Genomic DNA, 17,899 nt, shown 5'->3' with positions numbered 1-17,899 from the left:
TAGATCAGGCTTCCTTTGCCTTATTCTCCTTACGGGCGTTCAGGTAGCCTTTGATAACCGTGAAGGTAGTAACGGCCAGGAAGAAAATGATGATGTACTGCACGTAATCGACAATCCAGGGAAAACGCTCGCCAAAGAAAAAACCTCCTCCTACCAGTGTAATTACCCACAGGGCCCCGCCGATGACATTGTAGAGCATAAAAAAACGGACCGGCATGTGTATCAGACCCGCCAGTAAGGGGGCAAACGTGCGAACAATGGGTAGGAATCGGGAGATGATCAACGCCCCATTACCGTATTTGATAAACGCTTCCCGCGTATTGTCAATGTACTTCTGCTTGAAAAACAGCGAATCAGGCCGGTCCTTTATCCGGGCACCGAAATAATAACCCGTCAGGTAACCCGTCAGCGACCCGATCACCGCAGCCCCGAAAATACACGACAGCAACAGCCAGAGCGGAACATTCAGAAGCCTGGTCCCTGCGAATACACCCGACAGGAACAGCAGGTAATCGCCCGGCAGAAAAAAGCCAAAAAAGAACCCATTTTCAATCAACACGATCAGGGTTATCAAGACCAGTCCTCCCGTTCGGATGATCTCTTCCGAATTGAGCAGATACTGGAAAAAGTCGACGATTTGAGACATAATCAATGAGTGACTGATAGAATGAGTGAATAGTTGGCGTATCACCTATTCACTCATTCTATCAGTCATCAGTCAAAATTAGATAAACTCCGCCAGTTCCAGCCAGCGGTCTGATTTTTCGGCAATCTGTTGGTCGATCTGCTCAATTTCACGCGCCCAGTCGATTAGTTGCTCGTGATGACCGCCCGTATTGAGCATGTCCACCACTTCGGCTTTCCGTTCCTCCAGCGATTCGATCTCTTTTTCCAGTGTTTCGTATTCGCGGATTTCTTTAAAGGACAGTTTTTTCCGGGAGCCGTTTTCCTGCGTGGGTGCCGCTACCACTGGGGCCACCTGCGGCTGCGGAACGGCGACCGAAGATTTGCTGTTTTGCGACGACTTTTTGGGCTGGGTATCCCGCCACTCCCGGTAGTCGGTATAGTTGCCGGGGTAATCGCGCACTTTTCCTTCGCCTTCCATCACAAAAACGTGCTCCACCAGCCGGTCCATAAAATACCGGTCGTGGGTAACGATTAGTACGCACCCCGGAAAGTTGAGCAGGAAATCTTCCAGTACATTCAGGGTTGTAATATCGAGGTCGTTGGTTGGCTCGTCCAGAATCAGGAAGTTCGGATTCTGAACCAGCACCAGTAATAATTGCAGCCGTCGTTTTTCGCCCCCACTTAATTTGGCCACAAAATCGTACTGCTTGGAGCGGTCGAACAGAAAACGGCTCAGGAGTTGCGTTGCCGTTATGGTGTCGCCGTTGGCCAGTTTCATCACTTCGGCAACATCCTGCACCACGTCGATAACCCGCTGATTTTCGGGTAAATCCAGTTCAGTTTGGGTGTAGTAGCCAAATTTTACGGTGCCCCCGGTATTTATTTTACCCGAGTCGGGTCGAATCTGGCCGGTAAGCATGTTCATGAGCGTGGTTTTGCCCATGCCATTCTTGCCAATCAGACCCACCCGGTCGGGCCGTTTGAAGGTATAGTTGAAATGGTCGAGCAACACTTTATCGCCAAAGCGTTTGCTGAGGTTCTCGACTTCCAGAATTTTACTGCCCAGTCGGGCCATGCGCAGGTTCAGGTCCAGTTCGCCATCACTCCGCTTGCCGCTGGTTTTCTCTTTTAGGTCGTCAAACGCATCGATTCGGTACTGCGCTTTGGTGCCCCTTGCTTTCGGTTGTCGGCGCATCCATTCCAGTTCCCGCCGGAAGGTGTTCCGGTCTTTGCTCAGTTCGGAGGCTGCTGCTGCTTCCCGTTCGTCTTTTTTCTCCAGAAAGTAGGCATAGTTACCTTTGTAGGTGAAAAGCTGCCCTGCGTCCATCTCGGCAATCTGATTGCAGACCCGGTCCAGAAAGTACCGGTCGTGCGATACCATCAGCAGGGTGCCGTTGTTGGTGTTCAGGTAGCTTTCGAGGTATTCAATCGCTTCCAGGTCGAGGTGGTTGGTTGGCTCGTCCAGAATCAGCAGGTCGGGTGCCTGAATCAGTACCCGCGCCAGCGCCACCCGTTTGCGTTGCCCACCCGATAGCGAACTGACTGGTTGATTGACATCCTGAATACCCAACTCACCCAGAATCTGCCGGATTTGTGCTTCGTAGTCCCAGGCTTCCAATTTCTCCATGTCGCTCATCGCCTGCTCAAGTGCGTCATGGTCTTCGTGTGTCAGGGCATGTTCATAGGCGCGTACGGCATCGAGCTGGGCACTTTCGCCCGCCAGCACCACTTCCATCACGGTCAGGGCATCATTCAGGTCTGGTTGCTGGTCCAGGTAACCAATGGTTATGGCTTTCCGATGGGTAACAATACCTGAATCGGGAGGCATGGCGCCGGCCAGAATGGAGAGCAGGGTCGTTTTGCCCGACCCATTGGCGCCAACGATGGCCACTTTATCCCCCCGATTTATACCAAAGGTGAGATTTTTAAACAGGGTACGGTCACCGTAGGACTTCGTAAGGATTTCGGCTGATAGGTAATTCATAAATAAGCGATACCTGTCGGGTTTTGGAAACCTGACAGGTTTGAAAGCACAAAGGTACAACAAAGAAAATCGTTCGTACTTTTACTAATCCATTACGATTCCTACTACTACCAACCAAGAATGCGTCTGAACTCTCTTTTTTTTACTGTCCTGATAGCAACTGGGGTAACAGTTTGCGCCCATGCCCAGACCTCAACAGGTTTTGTATCCTATACCCAATCTATTCCGGGTAGTAACCAGACCTACGCGATGGTAGCCATTCCCGGCGGTACATTTCTGATGGGTAGTCCCGCCACAGAGAAAGGCCGTAACCCTGATGAAGGGCCGCAGCACGAGGTGAAAATCGAGCCGTTTTATATGGGTAAGTACGAGGTTACCTGGGACTTGTACGACTTGTTTGCCTTTACCAATATGGAAAAGGAAATGGCCGAAAAATACAAATCAACCGATGCCAACCTCAGTAAAACGGATGCTACAACGCGGCCCAGCCCGCCATACGTCGACATGTCGTTTGGCATGGGGCGGGCGGGGTATCCGGCCATTAATATGACCCAGTACGCGGCCATTAAATTCTGCGCCTGGCTTTACGCCAAAACGGGCGTGTTTTACCGACTACCGACTGAAGCGGAGTGGGAATACGCCTGCCGGGCAGGCACCACAACGGCCTACTCTTTTGGTGATGACGTAAAAAAAATTGATGAGTATGCCGTGTACGTGAGTAGCAGCGGTGGTGCCTATAAACCCGTTGGTGGTAAAAAGCCTAATCCCTTTGGCCTGTACGATATGCACGGCAACGTGATGGAATGGACGCAGGACCAGTACATCGACGATTATTACAAGCAGGTAGCCAGCGGCACTGTAAAGGAAGCCTACGCCCCAACCACAACCCTTTATCCTAACTCGGTGCGGGGTGGCTCGTGGGACGATGGCCCGGAAGTATTGCGGTCGGCGGCCCGTACCCCGTCGGCCCCGGCCTGGAAAATGCTCGATCCCCAAAGCCCCAAATCCGACTGGTGGCTGACCTCCGCTTCCTTCGTTGGCTTCCGCATCATACGCCCTGCCAACCCCCCCGGCGAAGCGGATATAAAGGCGTACTATGATATTAAGCCGATCAAAGACTATTAATTGATTATAAAGCATGAATCGGTACGCCGAAGCGGATGAATGATGAATTTGGCGCGTGACCTCATTGGCTAATACAACCAAATTCATCATTCATTTTTTATACTTCTTCATTGGAAAGAACTTACCTCCTCCTCGGCGCGAACCTCGGCGACCGTGTATCGAGCTTCCGTCGGGCTACCGACCTGATTTCGGAACGCGTTGGGCTGGTGGTCCAGCAGTCGGGTTGGTACGAAACGGCCCCCTGGGGCGTAACAGACCAACCGGCTTTTTTGAATCAGGTGCTGGCGGTGGAAACAACGCTGGAACCCGAAGAAGTACTGAATCAGACGCAGGCCATCGAACAGGAGCTCGGCCGCGTCAGGATGGAGAAGTGGGGCGCCCGGCTTATTGACATCGATATAGTGTATTACGGCCAGCTTGTGCTGCAAACCGACCGGCTGATTATCCCGCATCCGTATTTGCATCAACGACGCTTTACACTGGTGCCACTGGCCGAAATTGCCCCGGACTTTGTCCATCCGGTGTTGCAGAAAACGAATGCTGAGTTACTGGAAGCGTGTGATGATGCAAACGAGGTTACGTCAGTTTTGCCTGGCGAATAGGAGTAATTAACTCAGTAATACGTCTGCGGGAATGCCTAACTCTTTATGAAAGAATTTGGCCATTTCAAGTGTTAATGGTTTGTGTCGGTTTAATACGGCAGATACATAACTCTTGCTGCCCACCTTGCCGACAAAATCTTTATTCCTGAATCCCTTCTCTTCCATTTTGAGTTTTATTGCTTCAATCGGATCTGGTGCCGGAATAGCGTAATGCGCGTCTTCATATGCCTTGATGAGTAATAAAGCGATTTGTACTGTTTCGCCATCTGGACTATCGGGCGGTATGTTCTTGTCAAACTGCCCATCTATCCACGCCATCAGTTCGTCGTACTGTTGCTCATCCCTTATTGGTCGAAGTTTCATGGCTTTTGGTAGTGTATGGTTGTCACGTCAATAGTATCGTATTCTTTATGAGTGCCAAACCACTTAATCTGTATGGTCTTGTACTCGAATGCCATTCGAACTACCAGCCGGTATTTGTTACCCATTATATTGAAAACAAGCCGGTTATCACCAACGATACTTACTGACCCGTAAGCGGCCTTTAGGTCATTGAAGTTGGTGAAATCTTGTCCATGTAACTCGGCGTACCACTGTTTTAGTGCGTTAGAAGCAGAAGGATACAGTTGGCAATAGGCAAGTAGAGTGGGTCTGGCTATAATATTGAACATAGCATTAAACTATACATCCATCCGCAGCCCCTTTGCATCCGGTATTTTGGTAGGAAACTGATTGGTGTAGTATAAAGTTCACTAATAGTGAACAAAGCTCAGTTGGTAGTATTTGGTGACAATGCAGTGATTTTTAATTCCCCAAAATCTTCACCCCTCCGCTGAAAACGTAGTACCTTTGCGCTCAGTTTGTTATCAGTTTCCTAAAAATATAGCCATTATGTCTGCCACGCTTGACACCGTGAGTTTGTTAGCCGACCGCATCAACGCGCTGGAGGAATCGTCCACGCTGGGGATGACCAAAAAAGCCCGCGAATTAGCCGCACTGGGCCACAAAGTAATTAGCCTGAGTGTAGGTGAGCCGGATTTTAAAACCCCAGCCCACATCTGTGAAGCGGCTAAGAAGGCCATCGACGACGGCTTTCACGGCTACTCCCCCGTAGCTGGGTATCCTGACCTTCGCAAAGCCATTGCCGATAAATTCAAGCGCGATAACAACATCGACTGGAAACCCGAAAATATCGTTGTCTCAACGGGGGCCAAGCACTCGCTGGCCAACGTCATTCAGGTACTGGTAAACCCTGGCGATGAGGTGATCATTTTCTCCCCGTATTGGGTTAGCTACTCCGAAATGGTAAAGCTGGCTGAGGGAAAAGCTGTGGTTGTGGATGGGTCGTTCGAGAATAATTTTAAAGTAACCCCCGAACAGTTTGAAGCCGCTATTACCGACCGGACTAAAATTGTGATGTATGCATCGCCAAACAACCCGACGGGGTCTATTTATTCGGAAGCCGAACTTCGGGCTCTGGGGGCTATAGTGGCACGCCATGAGAATATCCACGTACTGGCCGATGAAATCTATGAGTACATCAACTTCACGCCCGAAGGCCACTTTAGTATGGGGTCTATGCCGGAAATTGCTGAGCGTGTAATTACGGTAAATGGGGTGGCTAAAGGGTATGCCATGACCGGCTGGCGGATTGGCTACATTGGAGCCGCCAAATGGATTGCCGAAGGAGTTGAGAAATTGCAGGGACAGGTTACCTCCGGCACGAATTCAATTGCCCAGAAGGCAACGGTTGCTGCCCTGAACGGCCCGTTGGAACCATCCATGGAAATGGCCAAAGCATACCATCGCCGGCGTGATTTAGTCGTGAAATTATTGAAAGATGTGCCCCACTTCCGTACCAATGTACCGGAAGGAGCTTTTTACGCTTTTCCCGATATTAGCTACTACTTCGGCAAATCGGATGGAACAACGCATATCGGGAATTCCGATGACTTCGCATCCTGGTTACTTAACACCGCTTACGTATCGACCGTAGCTGGTTCTGGCTTTGGGGCGCCTAACTGTCTGCGTATTTCAACGGCTGCTTCTGACGAGTCGCTGGCTGAAGCGGTGCAACGAATCAAAGATGCCGTAGCTACTCTAAAATAGGAACTTAACCGGGTTTTGTGTTGCTATTCCTACCTTTTTTCAGGTCTGATTAGTTATATTCATTACTTTGTTTTGGTAAAAGGCATACTAAATATCGGTGTTTACGCCTTTTGCTATTGAAATTTCAACCAACGTGAGGACATTTAGTATTTACTGATTAACCTGGTATACTACAGAAAAAACTGGTATGATAATTGCGGAAATTACGGCAGGNGGATAAGTGACAATAACTTTATTGCGGTTGAGGATGGTTTACGGTTTTAATCTGTTTTTTTTATCATTAACCTTGTTTTAGTACTAAAACAAGGTTAATTTTGAATATGATTAGAACCTGTCTTTTTACGTACTAAAGTTAAGTTGTTAAATCACTATAGACCGTAACCTTAACTTTAAATTATTTAACCGATGAGAAATGTCCGCTTGTACATGATTTTTCAATGGGTTCTCTTTCTGCCGATAATCCTGCCGCTATGCATCATTTTTGGTGCGCTTCGTGGGATTGTACAGATGGTGGAAAGAGTAATGGAGCAGATCGTTTCGGACGTGATGCCTTCTGAGCAAGCCCCAACAACGTTTGTAGAACGCTAATCTTTCTTCATCTTTTTACGTAAAAGAGCCGCATTATCCGTTTCCCGGATGATGCGGCTCTTTCCTTTTGGCTACCTGCGCTAACACGACTCTCAGATGCGGAGAAATCAGGATATGGTCAATAGACTATTCAAAAATGAAGTCCATGTTCTTGTCCTTGTACTGCTCATCATCCAGGTCAAGAAACTCCTCCCAGAACGGATCATTAGGCAAACCTGCTTTACAGATAATTGGACGATCTGGTGCTCCCGCTGGTTTGACCGGATGAATAAAATAGAGCCGACGGGCATGCAGGTAGATTTTCTTGTCGGCCACAACCCGGTCGTAGCCGTACTTGGCATCGCCCCGAATAGGGCAACCCATGTGGGCTAACTGAGCCCGAATCTGATGAGGGCGACCCGTAATGGGGCTTACTTCCAGCAGATAGTGTTCGTTAATCTTCCCCAGTATTCGGTACGATAATTCGGCCTTCTGCGACTTGGGTGCCTCGTAGTCGTATACCGTTACCTGATTTTTCTGCTCGTCTTTTATCAGCCAGTTTACCAGCCTGTCGGTGTCTTTGGGGGGCTTCTGCCGAACAACGGCCCAGTAGGTTTTCTGCACCAGCCGTTTGCGGAAAATCTCATTCATACGCTCCAGGGCTTTGGAGGTGCGGGCAAACACAACCAAACCACTCACCGGCCTGTCTAGCCGATGAACCAATCCCAGAAATACCTCGCCGGGTTTATCATATTTTTCCTTGATATAGTCTTTCAGCACATCCAGCAGCGTAATATCCCCGGTACGGTCGCCCTGCACTAGAATACCCGGATCTTTATTGACTATCAGCAGATGGTTATCTTCGAAAACGACCTGATATGGTTTTTTTTTCATATTCCTTTTGGCTTAACTAAGTGGTAAGCCATACAGAAAAGACACGAACGATTGTCTTTCTTCCTGTGCCTTACCTCTTCACTCTAACTTAATATGCTTCTTTCTCGTTCGGGAAGTCATTGGCTTTTACGTCATCGACATAGTGAGCAATGGCCTCGGTCATAATTCGGTGCAGGTCAGCGTACCGGCGAAGGAAACGGGGCTTGAACTCGTTGTTGATTCCTAGTAAATCATGAACTACCAGAATCTGTCCGTCGGCATCCGGTCCGGCACCAATGCCAATGGTTGGAATAGTCAGGCTGGCCGATACAGTTTTGGTTAGAGAAGCCGGTATTTTTTCGAGCACGACACCAAAACAGCCGATGTCTTCCAGCATCCGGGCGTCAGTCATTAATTTTTCGGCTTCGGCTTCTTCTTTGGCTCGAACGGCATACGTCCCAAACTTATAGATGGATTGTGGGGTGAGGCCGAGGTGGCCCATGACGGGTACACCGGCACTCAAAATTCGGGTGATCGATTCTTTTATTTCCAAACCGCCCTCCATTTTAACGGCATGTGCTCCCGACTCTTTCATGATCCGAATAGCCGACTGTAACGCAATGGAGGAATTACCCTGATACGAACCGAACGGTAAATCGACTACGACCAGAGCCCGCTTCACGCCCCGCACTACCGAACTGGCGTGGTAGATCATCTGGTCGAGGGTTATGGGCAGCGTTGTTTCGTAGCCTGCCATCACATTCGACGCTGAGTCGCCTACCAGAATCAGTTCGACACCGGCCAGATCGACTGCCCGGGCCATAGAGTAATCATAGGCTGTGAGGGCCGAAATTTTTTCTCCCTTATTCTTGAGTTCCTGAATTGTATGCGTCGTAACGCGCTTGATATCGGGATTATGAACGGACATGCGGTCAGTTTAATAGTTAATGTTTGATGTTTGTCGTTGTCATCCAACCATCAAAACTACAAACATCAAACTACAAACCGCATCGGCGGACCGATCAAACTTATCTTGGTGTGAGCCACGATTCGGGGTTGAGCTTGGTGAACTCTTTCCATATCTGAAACTGAATTTCAGACACGCCGTTTTTATCCGTAGCTACCGTACCAATGGATTCCCGGGCCTTTACGCGTTGTCCTATCCGCACAGAAACACTCTTTAGTTTGGCATATACCGTAAAGTAGTCGCCATGTTGAATAGCTACTACATTGTTCATACCGGGCATGCTTGTTACATCCTGAACGATACCATCATACACGGTCCGAACGCCTTCTCCAGCATTAGTTTGGATATCGACTCCCTGATTTTCAACGAAAATACCCCTCAGAACGGGGTGGGGTTTACGGCCGAAGTGATCCGAAATAAAGCCTTTGGTAACCGGCCAGGGCAGGTGGGCCCGCGAAGCGGTGAATGAAGAAGCCAGCTTACTTTCTTCGTCATTGAGGTTGTTGTTGCGTCGTTCATCCGGTTTTGCGGCAACCGGTTCCGCTTCAGGGGGTTTTTCTGCTTTCGCCACATCGGCAGGGGCGGGTTTTTCGCCTACCTTCTCGGCGGCTGCTATGGCCTCCTGCGCCCGTTTGCGTTCCGCAGCTTTCCGGGCGGCTTCAATCCGGGCCCGCCTCTCCCGCTCCAGTCGGGCGGCCTGTTCGCGGGCTTCCCGCTCCGCCCGTTCTTTCGCTTCGCGGGCAATGATGCGCGTAATCATACTTTCAAGCCGATTGATGGCCCGGCGGCTTTCAGTCAGTTCCGTCTGGAGTTCACTTTCCTTCTGACTCAGTTCCTTCACAACGCCATTCTTTTCCTCCTTCAGGGCCTCCAGCTTTTTGCCTTCGTTCAATTTGGTGCCAATGGTACTTTTCTGCTCCTGGCGCTTACGCTGCGTGGCCTGTTGCTTGGCTTGTAGCATGGACTTTACATTGTTCATTTGCCGCACCTGACTCTGACGGGCGTTGGAGTATTGCCGCAAATACCGATAACGGGCAACGAGTTGGTTGAAATTTTCGGCTGCAAATAGAAAACCCAGCGGATTTACCTGCTGCCGCCGTTTGTCGGCGGCATAGATCATAGAACTGTACTCGTCTTTAAGCTTGTCCAGATCCTGGGTCAGAGAGCTACTTGCCTGGCGTAGTTCGGTGATTTCCGATTCAGTCAACTGGAGGTCTTTATTCAGCAGGCCTATCTGTTTGGACTGAATTTGAATTTGCTGATTCAGGGCTTTCAACTGGCCCAGACCAGCCTGTTTTTCCGACGATGTTTGTTGGAGTATTGTGCGTATCTGGTTCATTTTTTCCAGATTCTGCTTCTTTTCTTTCTCCAGAACCTGGCGGCTCCGCTGTGTTTGCTGTGCCCGTACCGGATTGCCATACCATACCAGGCCAAACAGCGTGAGATAGATAATGGCCCGGAACGAAAACCGGGAAGAAGATAGACTGTTAGAATACATAGGCCTAAAACTAACGAATATTTTTACGGCCGACGCTGATAAGTAGCCGGAACCGTAAAGGGGAATCCCGGATTTTTGTCGATCAATTCAACTTTGTTATACTTACTGCGGAGCACAGTCTGTGATAACTGTCCATCCGTTTGTGACCGATAATCGAGCGTCAGCACGCTGGAAAAAGGAAATAAAAAGCTGTCGAGTGATGCAAAATCAGTGTAGACTACCTGTAATGTATTATTGGCAGGTTGCTGGGTCATTATTAGCTTTTTTAATTTGCGGTCGGTTTCATCAACGTAGTTTTCAACCAGAACCGGGCCTTCCTGCTGACGGAGCAACAGGTAAGTGGCTTCGTCGCTTCGTTTACTTTTCTGAGCCAGGCGATCCGGTAGCGGTAAATTCCCAACAATCAGGGCCTGTAACAACGGATAATTCAGGCTGAAAGAAAACTGCCTGCTCAGGGTAGCAAAATCAGCTACTGCATAAGCCCGGTTTATTTTATCCAGAATCACGATAGAGTCGCGGGTGATGAGTATCCGGGCAGCCTCGATGCCCAGTTTGGAGACGGATACCCAGATAAGACTATCCTGCTGAATACGAATGGTTACACTGGCGTTATCAATTTCCTGCTTCTCACTTTTGAAGGAGATTTTCGATTTGGCCGTGAGGTAGCGAAAAGTAACCGATGCTACGCTGGCACGGGCTTCCACGGGCACAGACGCTGATGTCATGGTTGCCGAATCGACAGAAGCACCTGCCCTCTGAGAGATGGAGCCGGTGGTGTCCGAAACCGAAGACTGAGCCGCCCTTGAACCGGAAGCGCGTGACATAGCGTTACGCCGACAACCTTCCGAACTGGCCAGAATACTCACCAACAGGGTGAAAAACAGGTATCTATTCATTTGAACTAGTTGGGGTAACGGGTTCCCGATTGCCAGACCGGCGTAAACCAGCCACCGAAAGCCGACTACCGAACGCTACGCTCATTTTACAGCTCTCCGGCCGCGATTTTTTTATCTATATCAGGGCCAGCGTTGCCTTTTGCCTTAGCCGCTTTCCACTGGTCAACGGCTTTTTCGGGCTGACCCAACTGGTAAAGAACGTCACCGTAATGTTCAATAATTGTACCACTCACGTTGGTCGGGTCGGCCAGGGCTTTTTCCAGGTATTGTTTCGCTTTTGCATAGTCTTTAGACACGTACAGCACCCAGGCATAGGTATCCAGATAGGTAGCATTAGTCGGGTTGCGTTCTACCAGTTTCTGGGCAAGTTGTAAGGCACGGGGTAATTTTTCGTTGCGCAATGACAGAAAGTAGCTGTAATTATTGAGTACATGATCGTTCAGCGGATCTACTTTCAAAACGGCTTCGTAGTACTCATCAGACTTGGCGTGGTCGCCAAGACCGTTGTAGGCATCGCCCAGCTGTACTTCAATGCCTTTTTTTAGTTCATTATTCGAGGTGGCGGCCAGCAGTTTCTGACTTTCTTCCAGCGCGTCGACAGCTTGCTGGTACCTGCGCTTGTACAAATTGGCCGAGCCATTGGAATACCAGAACAACCCCTGCGTTGGAAAAACCTCCAGTGCTTTCTCGGAATGAACCAGCAAACTGTCTACCTGATTTAGTTCACCATCCAACTGGAGCAATGCACCCCACACTTCATACACAGACCCGTCGAGTTGGGAGGCTCTGGCGTAGGCATCACGGGCTTCTACTTTTTTGCCCTGCTGCATAAGCAAATCGGCCAGCATAATCTGCGTTTTAGGGTCGTTGGGAGAGGATTTTGCCAGGTTCTGCGCCATCCCCAGCGCATCTTTTTGCCCCTCTGCGCTTTCACCGGTCATGCCTACGTAACTCGACAGGATTCTGGCTTTCAGGCCTGCTTCAAGGTTGGGATTGGCCAGCACCTGATTCAACTCCTGCGTTACGCGGGCCATATCCCCCTTCTGCCGGTAAATGTCGGCCAGCAAAACGTGGGCTTGTGGTAAATCCGGGTTAAGTTTGAGGGCCTGGTCAATCCAGCTAATAGCCTTATCGGCCCGGTCATTGGCAATCAGCAGTTCGGCCCCTTCCAGCAGATATTCCGGTTCTGCTGGTTCTGAAGCCACTAATTTTTCGGCTTCTTCAACTGCTTTGTCTATTTTGTTCTGCTTCAGATAGATGCGCTGCTTCTGCCGGATAATTTCCTCATTCAGGCCTAATTCACGCTCCACCCGGTTGTAGGTGTCAAGAGCTTTATCCGGTTTATCATTGAAAAGGTAAATAGCGGCCAGTTCAACCCCATATTCAGCATTTTCGGGTCCTTTTTTCAGTAGCTTTTCGTAAAGGTCTTCGGCTTCTGTGTAGCGTTTTTGTTTAACATACAGTTCGGCCAGCAGGAGGGTGTAGTATTTGTTTTGATTATCCAGTGCATACGCTTTAACCGCAAACGGAATAGCCTCCGCAATTTTTCCGGTTTTCTGCAGCGCACTGGCCGTAGAGTACTGCGCGGCTGCATTGTTCGGGTCTTTCTGCAGTACTTTGCCAAATTGAGCAATGGCCTTGGCTGGCTCATCGGTCATTAGATACCGGACTCCTTCTGTAAACTGCGTTTCGGCTTCAATTCGGTGGGTAGTGGTCGATACCGCTCTGGCCAGACTCGTATCGGGAAGGGCTTTTTCGCGTCGACGCTGAGCCTGGGCGGGTGTTATGATGAACCATAAGATCAACCCAAAACTACCAATCCACCCAATCAGGACCCGGTTCGTGCAAAATTTGTATACCGTATTCATGCTGATCAGCGTATAGTGGAACTTGTCTAAAAAAACGCGTTCTGTATCGTTCTATTGCGGCTTTGACTTTAATAAAGTCCATAAACAAAGGTAGTTCAAAATGGTGGAATGTCGGTAGAACGGCGCACAAGTCAGGATTGCACCTGTTCCGTTCCTGATTCTCCCGCTCAAACACCTGCAAAAAGGGGACCTTGCTGGCCAGACTCGACGTCCGTCCATTTAAAACGATACCTTAAAAGCGATAACTTTTCGATAGATGACGGGTTTACTAGCTGTAAAAGCAGTAGTTGCTGATACGATAAACACGAACTGTAAAGAAAAATGGAGACCCTGTATACTGCCATCGTCAGTAATGTCGGTGGCCGCGATGGCGACGTGAAATCGCTCGATGGTATTCTGGAACTGGATGTGAAACGCCCGATCGAAATGCACGGCGAAGGAGGAAAGCCCAATCCGGAAATGTTGTTTGCCGCTGCCTATAGTTCGTGCTATAACGGGGCGCTGATGGCTGTTGCTGAACGCAGAAAGGTTATTCTCCCTGAGCACGCTGTGGAGGTGAGTATCTCCCTCAATAAAGACGGGAACAACATGTCTTTATCCGGCAAAATCACGGTGAAAGCACCGGGTATGGACCATGAAGAACTCCAGCAACTAGCCGAAACAGCCCATGCGGTTTGCCCTTACTCCAAAGCAGTAAAGGGAAATATGGATATGAAAATTGAGGTGATGGTGTAGGCTGGTCAGTTCAGTCAGCAGAAACGCCATTCCTGATTCAGACCGGGAGTGGCGTTTCTGTTAAAATCGGGTTGTATTGAAAAAATAACTGCCCCTGCTAGCCAGGCAGTCTGGTTAGTTCAGATGCGCTGATTGACATTATGGTACCTGCCTACATATTTTTAGGCAATCCGGCACTAAACCGCTTATTGTATAAGACGTATTGAAGCAGGCCGGTTATTATTTGGAATAACTCATGGATTCAGCTTTTTTTAACATCAAATAACGTTTCCGGTAAACATTTCGCTACCTTAAGAACGTTAAGTGATTATAGAAGACACGAACAAATGGAGAAGGAAAATAACGCTGAAAATGAATTGAGAGGGCGCGAATTCTCATCGTCGAAATCGGGCATTCAGAATGATAAAGCAACGGTTAGGCTACCCATGTTGCTGGGTATTACACTGGCGGGAGGAATGCTCATTGGTGCTACATTTTTTGGTGCTACCAAAAGTATGAATGGGATCGGACGCGGGTATACCAAGTACCGGGAGGTTTTGCAACTGATTGAAAATAACTACGTCGATTCGGTCAATACCGATGAACTGGTGGATTATTCAATCGAGAAAATGCTCGAAAAACTCGATCCGCATACTGCCTACATGAACCCGCAGGATGCCGTTGCCGCCCGGTCGCAACTAGAAGGCGGATTTGACGGAATTGGGGTTGAATTCAATATCTATAAAGATACGGTTTACGTGGTAACGCCCCTGGCGGGTGGTCCCTCCGAAGCGGTTGGGATTCGGAGTGGCGATAAGATTATTGAGGTGGATAATAAACCACTGGGAAACGGTAAAATTGAAAATAGTGCCGTTTTTAAAGCCCTTCGCGGTAAACGGGGGACCGATGTTAAACTGACTATTTTGCGGAAGGGTGATCCGAAGCCCAAGGATTTTACCGTCACCCGCGACCGTATTCCGACGTACTCGATTGATGCGGCTTATATGATCGACAATAAAACGGGCTATATCAAGATAAACCGGTTCTCCGAAACAACCTACGACGAATTCAAGACGGCACTGGCTTCCCTTAAAGCCAAGGGGATGACGCAGTTGATGATGGACCTTCGTAATAACCCCGGTGGTTATATGGACCGGGCTACTAACATTGCCGATGAGTTTATTTCGGGTAATAAACTACTGGTATATACGGATGGGAAAGACAACCGCTACGACCGTAAAACCTACGCGCACATTGCCGGTCAGTTTGAAGAAGGGGCACTGGTTGTGCTGGTTGATGAGGGTAGCGCGTCGGCTTCCGAAATAGTATCGGGCGCGTTGCAGGACCATGATCGCGCCCTGATTGCGGGTCGGCGGTCGTTTGGTAAAGGACTGGTGCAGATGCCGGTAACACTCTCTGATGGGTCGGAGTTGAGGCTCACCATCTCGCGCTATTATACGCCTAGCGGCCGAAGCATCCAGAAGCCGTACATACCGGGGCATGAAGGTGACTACGAGAAAGACCTTGAATTGCGCTCGAAACGGGGGGAGTACTATATTGCTGATTCTATCAAGAACGATCCGAAGCTAAAATTCAAAACCGACGGTGGCCGGATCGTATACGGCGGTGGCGGTATCACGCCGGATTACTTTATCCCGCGTGATTCAACCTGGCAGACTGCCTATCTGGTGCAGCTTTACGGGAAGAGCATTATCCGTGAATTCGCGATGGAGTACACGAACGATAATAAGCAGAAGCTTGAAAAGATGCCTTTTGCCGAGTTCAACCGTACCGTTACCATTACTGATGAGCAGATGAACCGGCTGGTAAAAGACGCGACGGCTGAAGGAATCAAATTCAACGAGAAAGAATATAATCGCTCGAAGAATTACATTCGAAACCAGATTAAGGCACTGGTAGCACGGGCTGTTTATCAGAAGGATAATAAATCTGGCCAAAACAACGAGTTTTTCCGGGTCATCAGCCAAACCGACGACACCTACCAGAAAGCCCTTCAACTGTTTGACCGGGCCGATAAGCTGGAGCACGGCGCAATGACATATAATCAGAAGTAAAAAAAAGGAAGCTGGAGAAAAGGCAGGGAATAACTTTATATTCCCTGCCTTTTCTCCTTTATCTACCCCTTTTACTAAACTGATACGCCAGTCCCAGGAACGATTGCAGGTTGCCCGTCTTGAAATCCTTGCGCGAATAGGGAGCCAGTTCAAATGCCACACGGAGGTTAGGCATGAACGTGAGGGGCATGATTCGGACACCCACGTGCAGGGAGTATCCTTCCAGCACATCACGGTTATCGATTACATTCAACGCGTTGAAACGAATCCCTAAACCGGTATAGTAATTTACCTGCGCCCGGCGGGCCACGTTAACCATCGGGCAGATAGTGGTACTCAATGAACCAAACAGGGTATTGGTCTGCACGCGGGCATCAACCCAGAAAGCCCGGTCGGCATTGGAACTGACCGTAACCAAATCACTCCACGGGTAATAGGCTACCGACGCCTGACCAGATGCCGACAGAGTGAAGCCTACTAACAAGACAGCTAAGAGATGTTTCATGGGGGCAAAGCAACAACTTTATCAGCCATAAAAAAACCGAAGCAATCGGAAACTGACTAACTGGTTTTAGGGCATTCAGGCCACGTTTTACGCTGGAAGGGTTTTCCGACGAAGGGGTGACAACTGCTTTTGTACTTGTTGGACTTGATTTCTTCGTACCTTTACGGTCCTTTCTTGCTAATTAATTACTGAAAATGTCCTGGTTCGTCCGAAAAGATAAAGGTATTCAGACCCCAACCGAAATGAAGCGCGAAGCTCCTGATGGGTTGTGGTATCAGTGTCCGAACTGCAAAAAAGCAATGCAAACCCGGGAACATAAGCTCAATGCCTATACCTGTGTTCATTGCAATTACCACGAACGGATTGGTTCTGAAGCCTATTTTTCCCTTCTATTCGATGAAGATACATTCACCGAACTGGATGCCAATATGACTTCGGCCGACCCGCTGAAGTTTACTGATACAAAACCGTATCCGGCTCGGGTAAAAGCAACTATTGAAAAAACAGGCCTGAACGATGCGGTGCGCACTGCCCACGGGCCGATGTACGGGCTGACTGTGACGGTAGCCGTTATGGATTTTAATTTTATTGGTGGTTCGATGGGGTCCGTAGTAGGCGAGAAAATAGCCCGTGCCATCGATTACGCTATTCAGCACAGAACGCCTTTTCTGATGGTCTCCCGGTCGGGTGGGGCGCGTATGATGGAAGCGGGTTTTTCGCTGATGCAGATGGCCAAAACGTCGGCCAAACTGGCCCTGCTGGATAAAGCTAAACTGCCCTATATATCGCTACTGACCGACCCAACTACCGGGGGGGTAACGGCTTCGTATGCCATGCTCGGTGATTTTAATATTGCCGAACCTGAAGCACTGATTGGATTTGCCGGGCCGCGCGTTATCCGGGAAACCATCGGGAAAGACCTGCCCAAAGATTTTCAGAGTGCCGAATTCGTGCTCGATCATGGCTTTCTGGACTTTATCGTTGACCGGAAAGATTTGAAAGACAAGGTGGTTAGTTTGTTCAAAATGCTTTTGTAATCTTCACCATGAGAAACTACCAGTTCACCGCTATAGTACAGCAGGATGAAGAAGGCAACTACCTGGCTATTTGTCCGGCTTTACAGGGGTGTTATGCTGAAGGTGAAACAGTTGAAGAAGCGCTAACCTATCTTCGGGATGTAATACAGCTTCATGTAGAAGACAGACAGGCTAGGCATGAACCTATCTACGAAGAGTTGTTTTCTGAACGGTTGATTGTTGCCGCATGAGCCGAAAACACCCAAAGGTAAACGCCCGGCAACTCATTAAAATTCTGGAACAAAAAGGATTTACATTTTCCCGCCAAAGCGGCAGCCACGCTATTTATATTTATGAAGAGGGTTTGCGGACCACGGTGCCTATTCACGGTAAAAAGGAGTTGGGTATTGGCTTGTTGAAGCAAATAATGAAAGATACTGATCTTTCTATTGAGGACCTGGAAAATCTGTGAC

General features: G+C 49.0%; 19 protein-coding genes. 9 read left to right on the top strand and 10 right to left on the bottom strand.

Going from position 1 to position 17,899, the window contains the following annotated elements:
* Nucleotides 1-4: 4 nt before the first annotated feature.
* Entirely contained in the window at nucleotides 5-646 is a 642-nt protein-coding gene (locus tag B157_RS0102215; RefSeq protein WP_020601753.1) for a DedA family protein, read from the bottom strand.
* 78 nt (nucleotides 647-724) lie between these two features.
* Nucleotides 725-2,611 (bottom strand): ABC-F family ATP-binding cassette domain-containing protein, encoded by a 1,887-nt coding sequence (locus B157_RS0102210; RefSeq protein ID WP_020601752.1) that lies wholly within the window; start codon nucleotides 2,609-2,611, stop codon nucleotides 725-727.
* Between the two features lie 120 nt (nucleotides 2,612-2,731).
* Here B157_RS0102210 and B157_RS0102205 point away from each other — a divergent pair, with 120 nt between their 5' ends.
* Both B157_RS0102205 and folK read left to right on the top strand, forming a co-directional pair.
* On the top strand, nucleotides 2,732-3,736 hold the full coding sequence (locus tag B157_RS0102205) for a formylglycine-generating enzyme family protein (protein ID WP_026308424.1): 1,005 nt from the start codon (nucleotides 2,732-2,734) through the stop codon (nucleotides 3,734-3,736).
* A gap of 110 nt (nucleotides 3,737-3,846) precedes the next feature.
* Nucleotides 3,847-4,338, top strand: a complete 492-nt coding sequence (folK, locus tag B157_RS0102200; protein WP_020601750.1) for a 2-amino-4-hydroxy-6-hydroxymethyldihydropteridine diphosphokinase — start codon at nucleotides 3,847-3,849, stop codon at nucleotides 4,336-4,338.
* 6 nt (nucleotides 4,339-4,344) lie between these two features.
* Here folK and B157_RS0102195 read toward each other — a convergent pair whose 3' ends face one another.
* Together B157_RS0102195 and B157_RS0102190 are read right to left on the bottom strand one after the other, a co-directional pair.
* Nucleotides 4,345-4,701, bottom strand: coding sequence for a helix-turn-helix domain-containing protein (locus tag B157_RS0102195; RefSeq protein WP_020601749.1), 357 nt, complete (start codon nucleotides 4,699-4,701; stop codon nucleotides 4,345-4,347).
* On the bottom strand, nucleotides 4,698-5,009 hold the full coding sequence (locus B157_RS0102190; RefSeq protein WP_020601748.1) for a type II toxin-antitoxin system HigB family toxin: 312 nt from the start codon (nucleotides 5,007-5,009) through the stop codon (nucleotides 4,698-4,700). The genes B157_RS0102195 and B157_RS0102190 overlap by 4 nt, the downstream gene beginning before the upstream one ends.
* A 220-nt stretch (nucleotides 5,010-5,229) precedes the next feature.
* Between B157_RS0102190 and B157_RS0102185 the strand changes: the two genes are divergently transcribed.
* Both B157_RS0102185 and B157_RS38805 read left to right on the top strand, forming a co-directional pair.
* Entirely contained in the window at nucleotides 5,230-6,447 is a 1,218-nt protein-coding gene (locus tag B157_RS0102185) for a pyridoxal phosphate-dependent aminotransferase (RefSeq protein WP_020601747.1), read from the top strand.
* Nucleotides 6,448-6,852: 405 nt separating this feature from the next.
* Nucleotides 6,853-7,035, top strand: coding sequence for a hypothetical protein (locus B157_RS38805; RefSeq protein WP_041951848.1), 183 nt, complete (start codon nucleotides 6,853-6,855; stop codon nucleotides 7,033-7,035).
* A 126-nt stretch (nucleotides 7,036-7,161) separates the two neighbouring features.
* Here the strand turns inward: B157_RS38805 and B157_RS0102175 are convergent, their stop codons facing one another.
* From B157_RS0102175 to B157_RS0102155, 5 genes are all read right to left on the bottom strand, one after another.
* The gene (locus B157_RS0102175) at nucleotides 7,162-7,908 is read right to left on the bottom strand and encodes an RluA family pseudouridine synthase (protein WP_020601745.1); all 747 of its coding nucleotides are present in this window, start codon (nucleotides 7,906-7,908) and stop codon (nucleotides 7,162-7,164) included.
* Between the two features lie 88 nt (nucleotides 7,909-7,996).
* Entirely contained in the window at nucleotides 7,997-8,815 is an 819-nt protein-coding gene (gene panB / locus B157_RS0102170) for a 3-methyl-2-oxobutanoate hydroxymethyltransferase (protein ID WP_020601744.1), read from the bottom strand.
* A gap of 100 nt (nucleotides 8,816-8,915) precedes the next feature.
* Nucleotides 8,916-10,352 carry a murein hydrolase activator EnvC family protein gene (locus B157_RS0102165; protein WP_020601743.1) on the bottom strand — a complete coding sequence of 479 codons (1,437 nt, stop codon included), beginning with the start codon at nucleotides 10,350-10,352 and terminating at the stop codon, nucleotides 8,916-8,918.
* Between the two features lie 23 nt (nucleotides 10,353-10,375).
* Nucleotides 10,376-11,248 carry a lipoprotein insertase outer membrane protein LolB1 gene (gene lolB1 / locus B157_RS0102160; RefSeq protein ID WP_026308423.1) on the bottom strand — a complete coding sequence of 291 codons (873 nt, stop codon included), beginning with the start codon at nucleotides 11,246-11,248 and terminating at the stop codon, nucleotides 10,376-10,378.
* An 86-nt stretch (nucleotides 11,249-11,334) separates the two neighbouring features.
* Nucleotides 11,335-13,116 (bottom strand): tetratricopeptide repeat protein, encoded by a 1,782-nt coding sequence (locus B157_RS0102155; RefSeq protein WP_020601741.1) that lies wholly within the window; start codon nucleotides 13,114-13,116, stop codon nucleotides 11,335-11,337.
* 321 nt (nucleotides 13,117-13,437) lie between these two features.
* Between B157_RS0102155 and B157_RS0102150 the strand changes: the two genes are divergently transcribed.
* Together B157_RS0102150 and B157_RS0102145 are read left to right on the top strand one after the other, a co-directional pair.
* On the top strand, nucleotides 13,438-13,851 hold the full coding sequence (locus B157_RS0102150) for an Ohr family peroxiredoxin (RefSeq protein ID WP_020601740.1): 414 nt from the start codon (nucleotides 13,438-13,440) through the stop codon (nucleotides 13,849-13,851).
* A 326-nt stretch (nucleotides 13,852-14,177) separates the two neighbouring features.
* Nucleotides 14,178-15,905: a S41 family peptidase gene (locus tag B157_RS0102145; RefSeq protein WP_020601739.1), complete on the top strand. Its 1,728-nt coding sequence runs from the start codon at nucleotides 14,178-14,180 to the stop codon at nucleotides 15,903-15,905.
* 58 nt (nucleotides 15,906-15,963) lie between these two features.
* Here B157_RS0102145 and B157_RS0102140 read toward each other — a convergent pair whose 3' ends face one another.
* A complete protein-coding gene (locus tag B157_RS0102140) occupies nucleotides 15,964-16,410 on the bottom strand; it encodes a hypothetical protein (protein ID WP_026308422.1) in 447 nt (148 codons plus the stop codon).
* A gap of 194 nt (nucleotides 16,411-16,604) precedes the next feature.
* On the opposite strand from B157_RS0102140, the gene accD reads away from it, so the two are divergent.
* Genes accD through B157_RS0102125 form a run of 3 tightly spaced genes read left to right on the top strand, consistent with a single transcriptional unit; the run spans nucleotide 16,605 to nucleotide 17,898 of the window.
* Nucleotides 16,605-17,447, top strand: a complete 843-nt coding sequence (accD, locus tag B157_RS0102135) for an acetyl-CoA carboxylase, carboxyltransferase subunit beta (RefSeq protein ID WP_020601737.1) — start codon at nucleotides 16,605-16,607, stop codon at nucleotides 17,445-17,447.
* A gap of 8 nt (nucleotides 17,448-17,455) precedes the next feature.
* Nucleotides 17,456-17,677, top strand: a complete 222-nt coding sequence (locus tag B157_RS0102130) for a type II toxin-antitoxin system HicB family antitoxin (protein WP_020601736.1) — start codon at nucleotides 17,456-17,458, stop codon at nucleotides 17,675-17,677.
* Nucleotides 17,674-17,898, top strand: coding sequence for a type II toxin-antitoxin system HicA family toxin (locus tag B157_RS0102125; RefSeq protein ID WP_020601735.1), 225 nt, complete (start codon nucleotides 17,674-17,676; stop codon nucleotides 17,896-17,898). Before B157_RS0102130 ends, B157_RS0102125 begins: the two co-directional genes overlap by 4 nt.
* Nucleotide 17,899 lies beyond the last annotated feature (1 nt).

The organism is Spirosoma spitsbergense DSM 19989, from assembly GCF_000374085.1.
Classification (GTDB): domain Bacteria; phylum Bacteroidota; class Bacteroidia; order Cytophagales; family Spirosomataceae; genus Spirosoma; species Spirosoma spitsbergense.
This window is presented reverse-complemented; position numbering and strand designations above follow the sequence as displayed.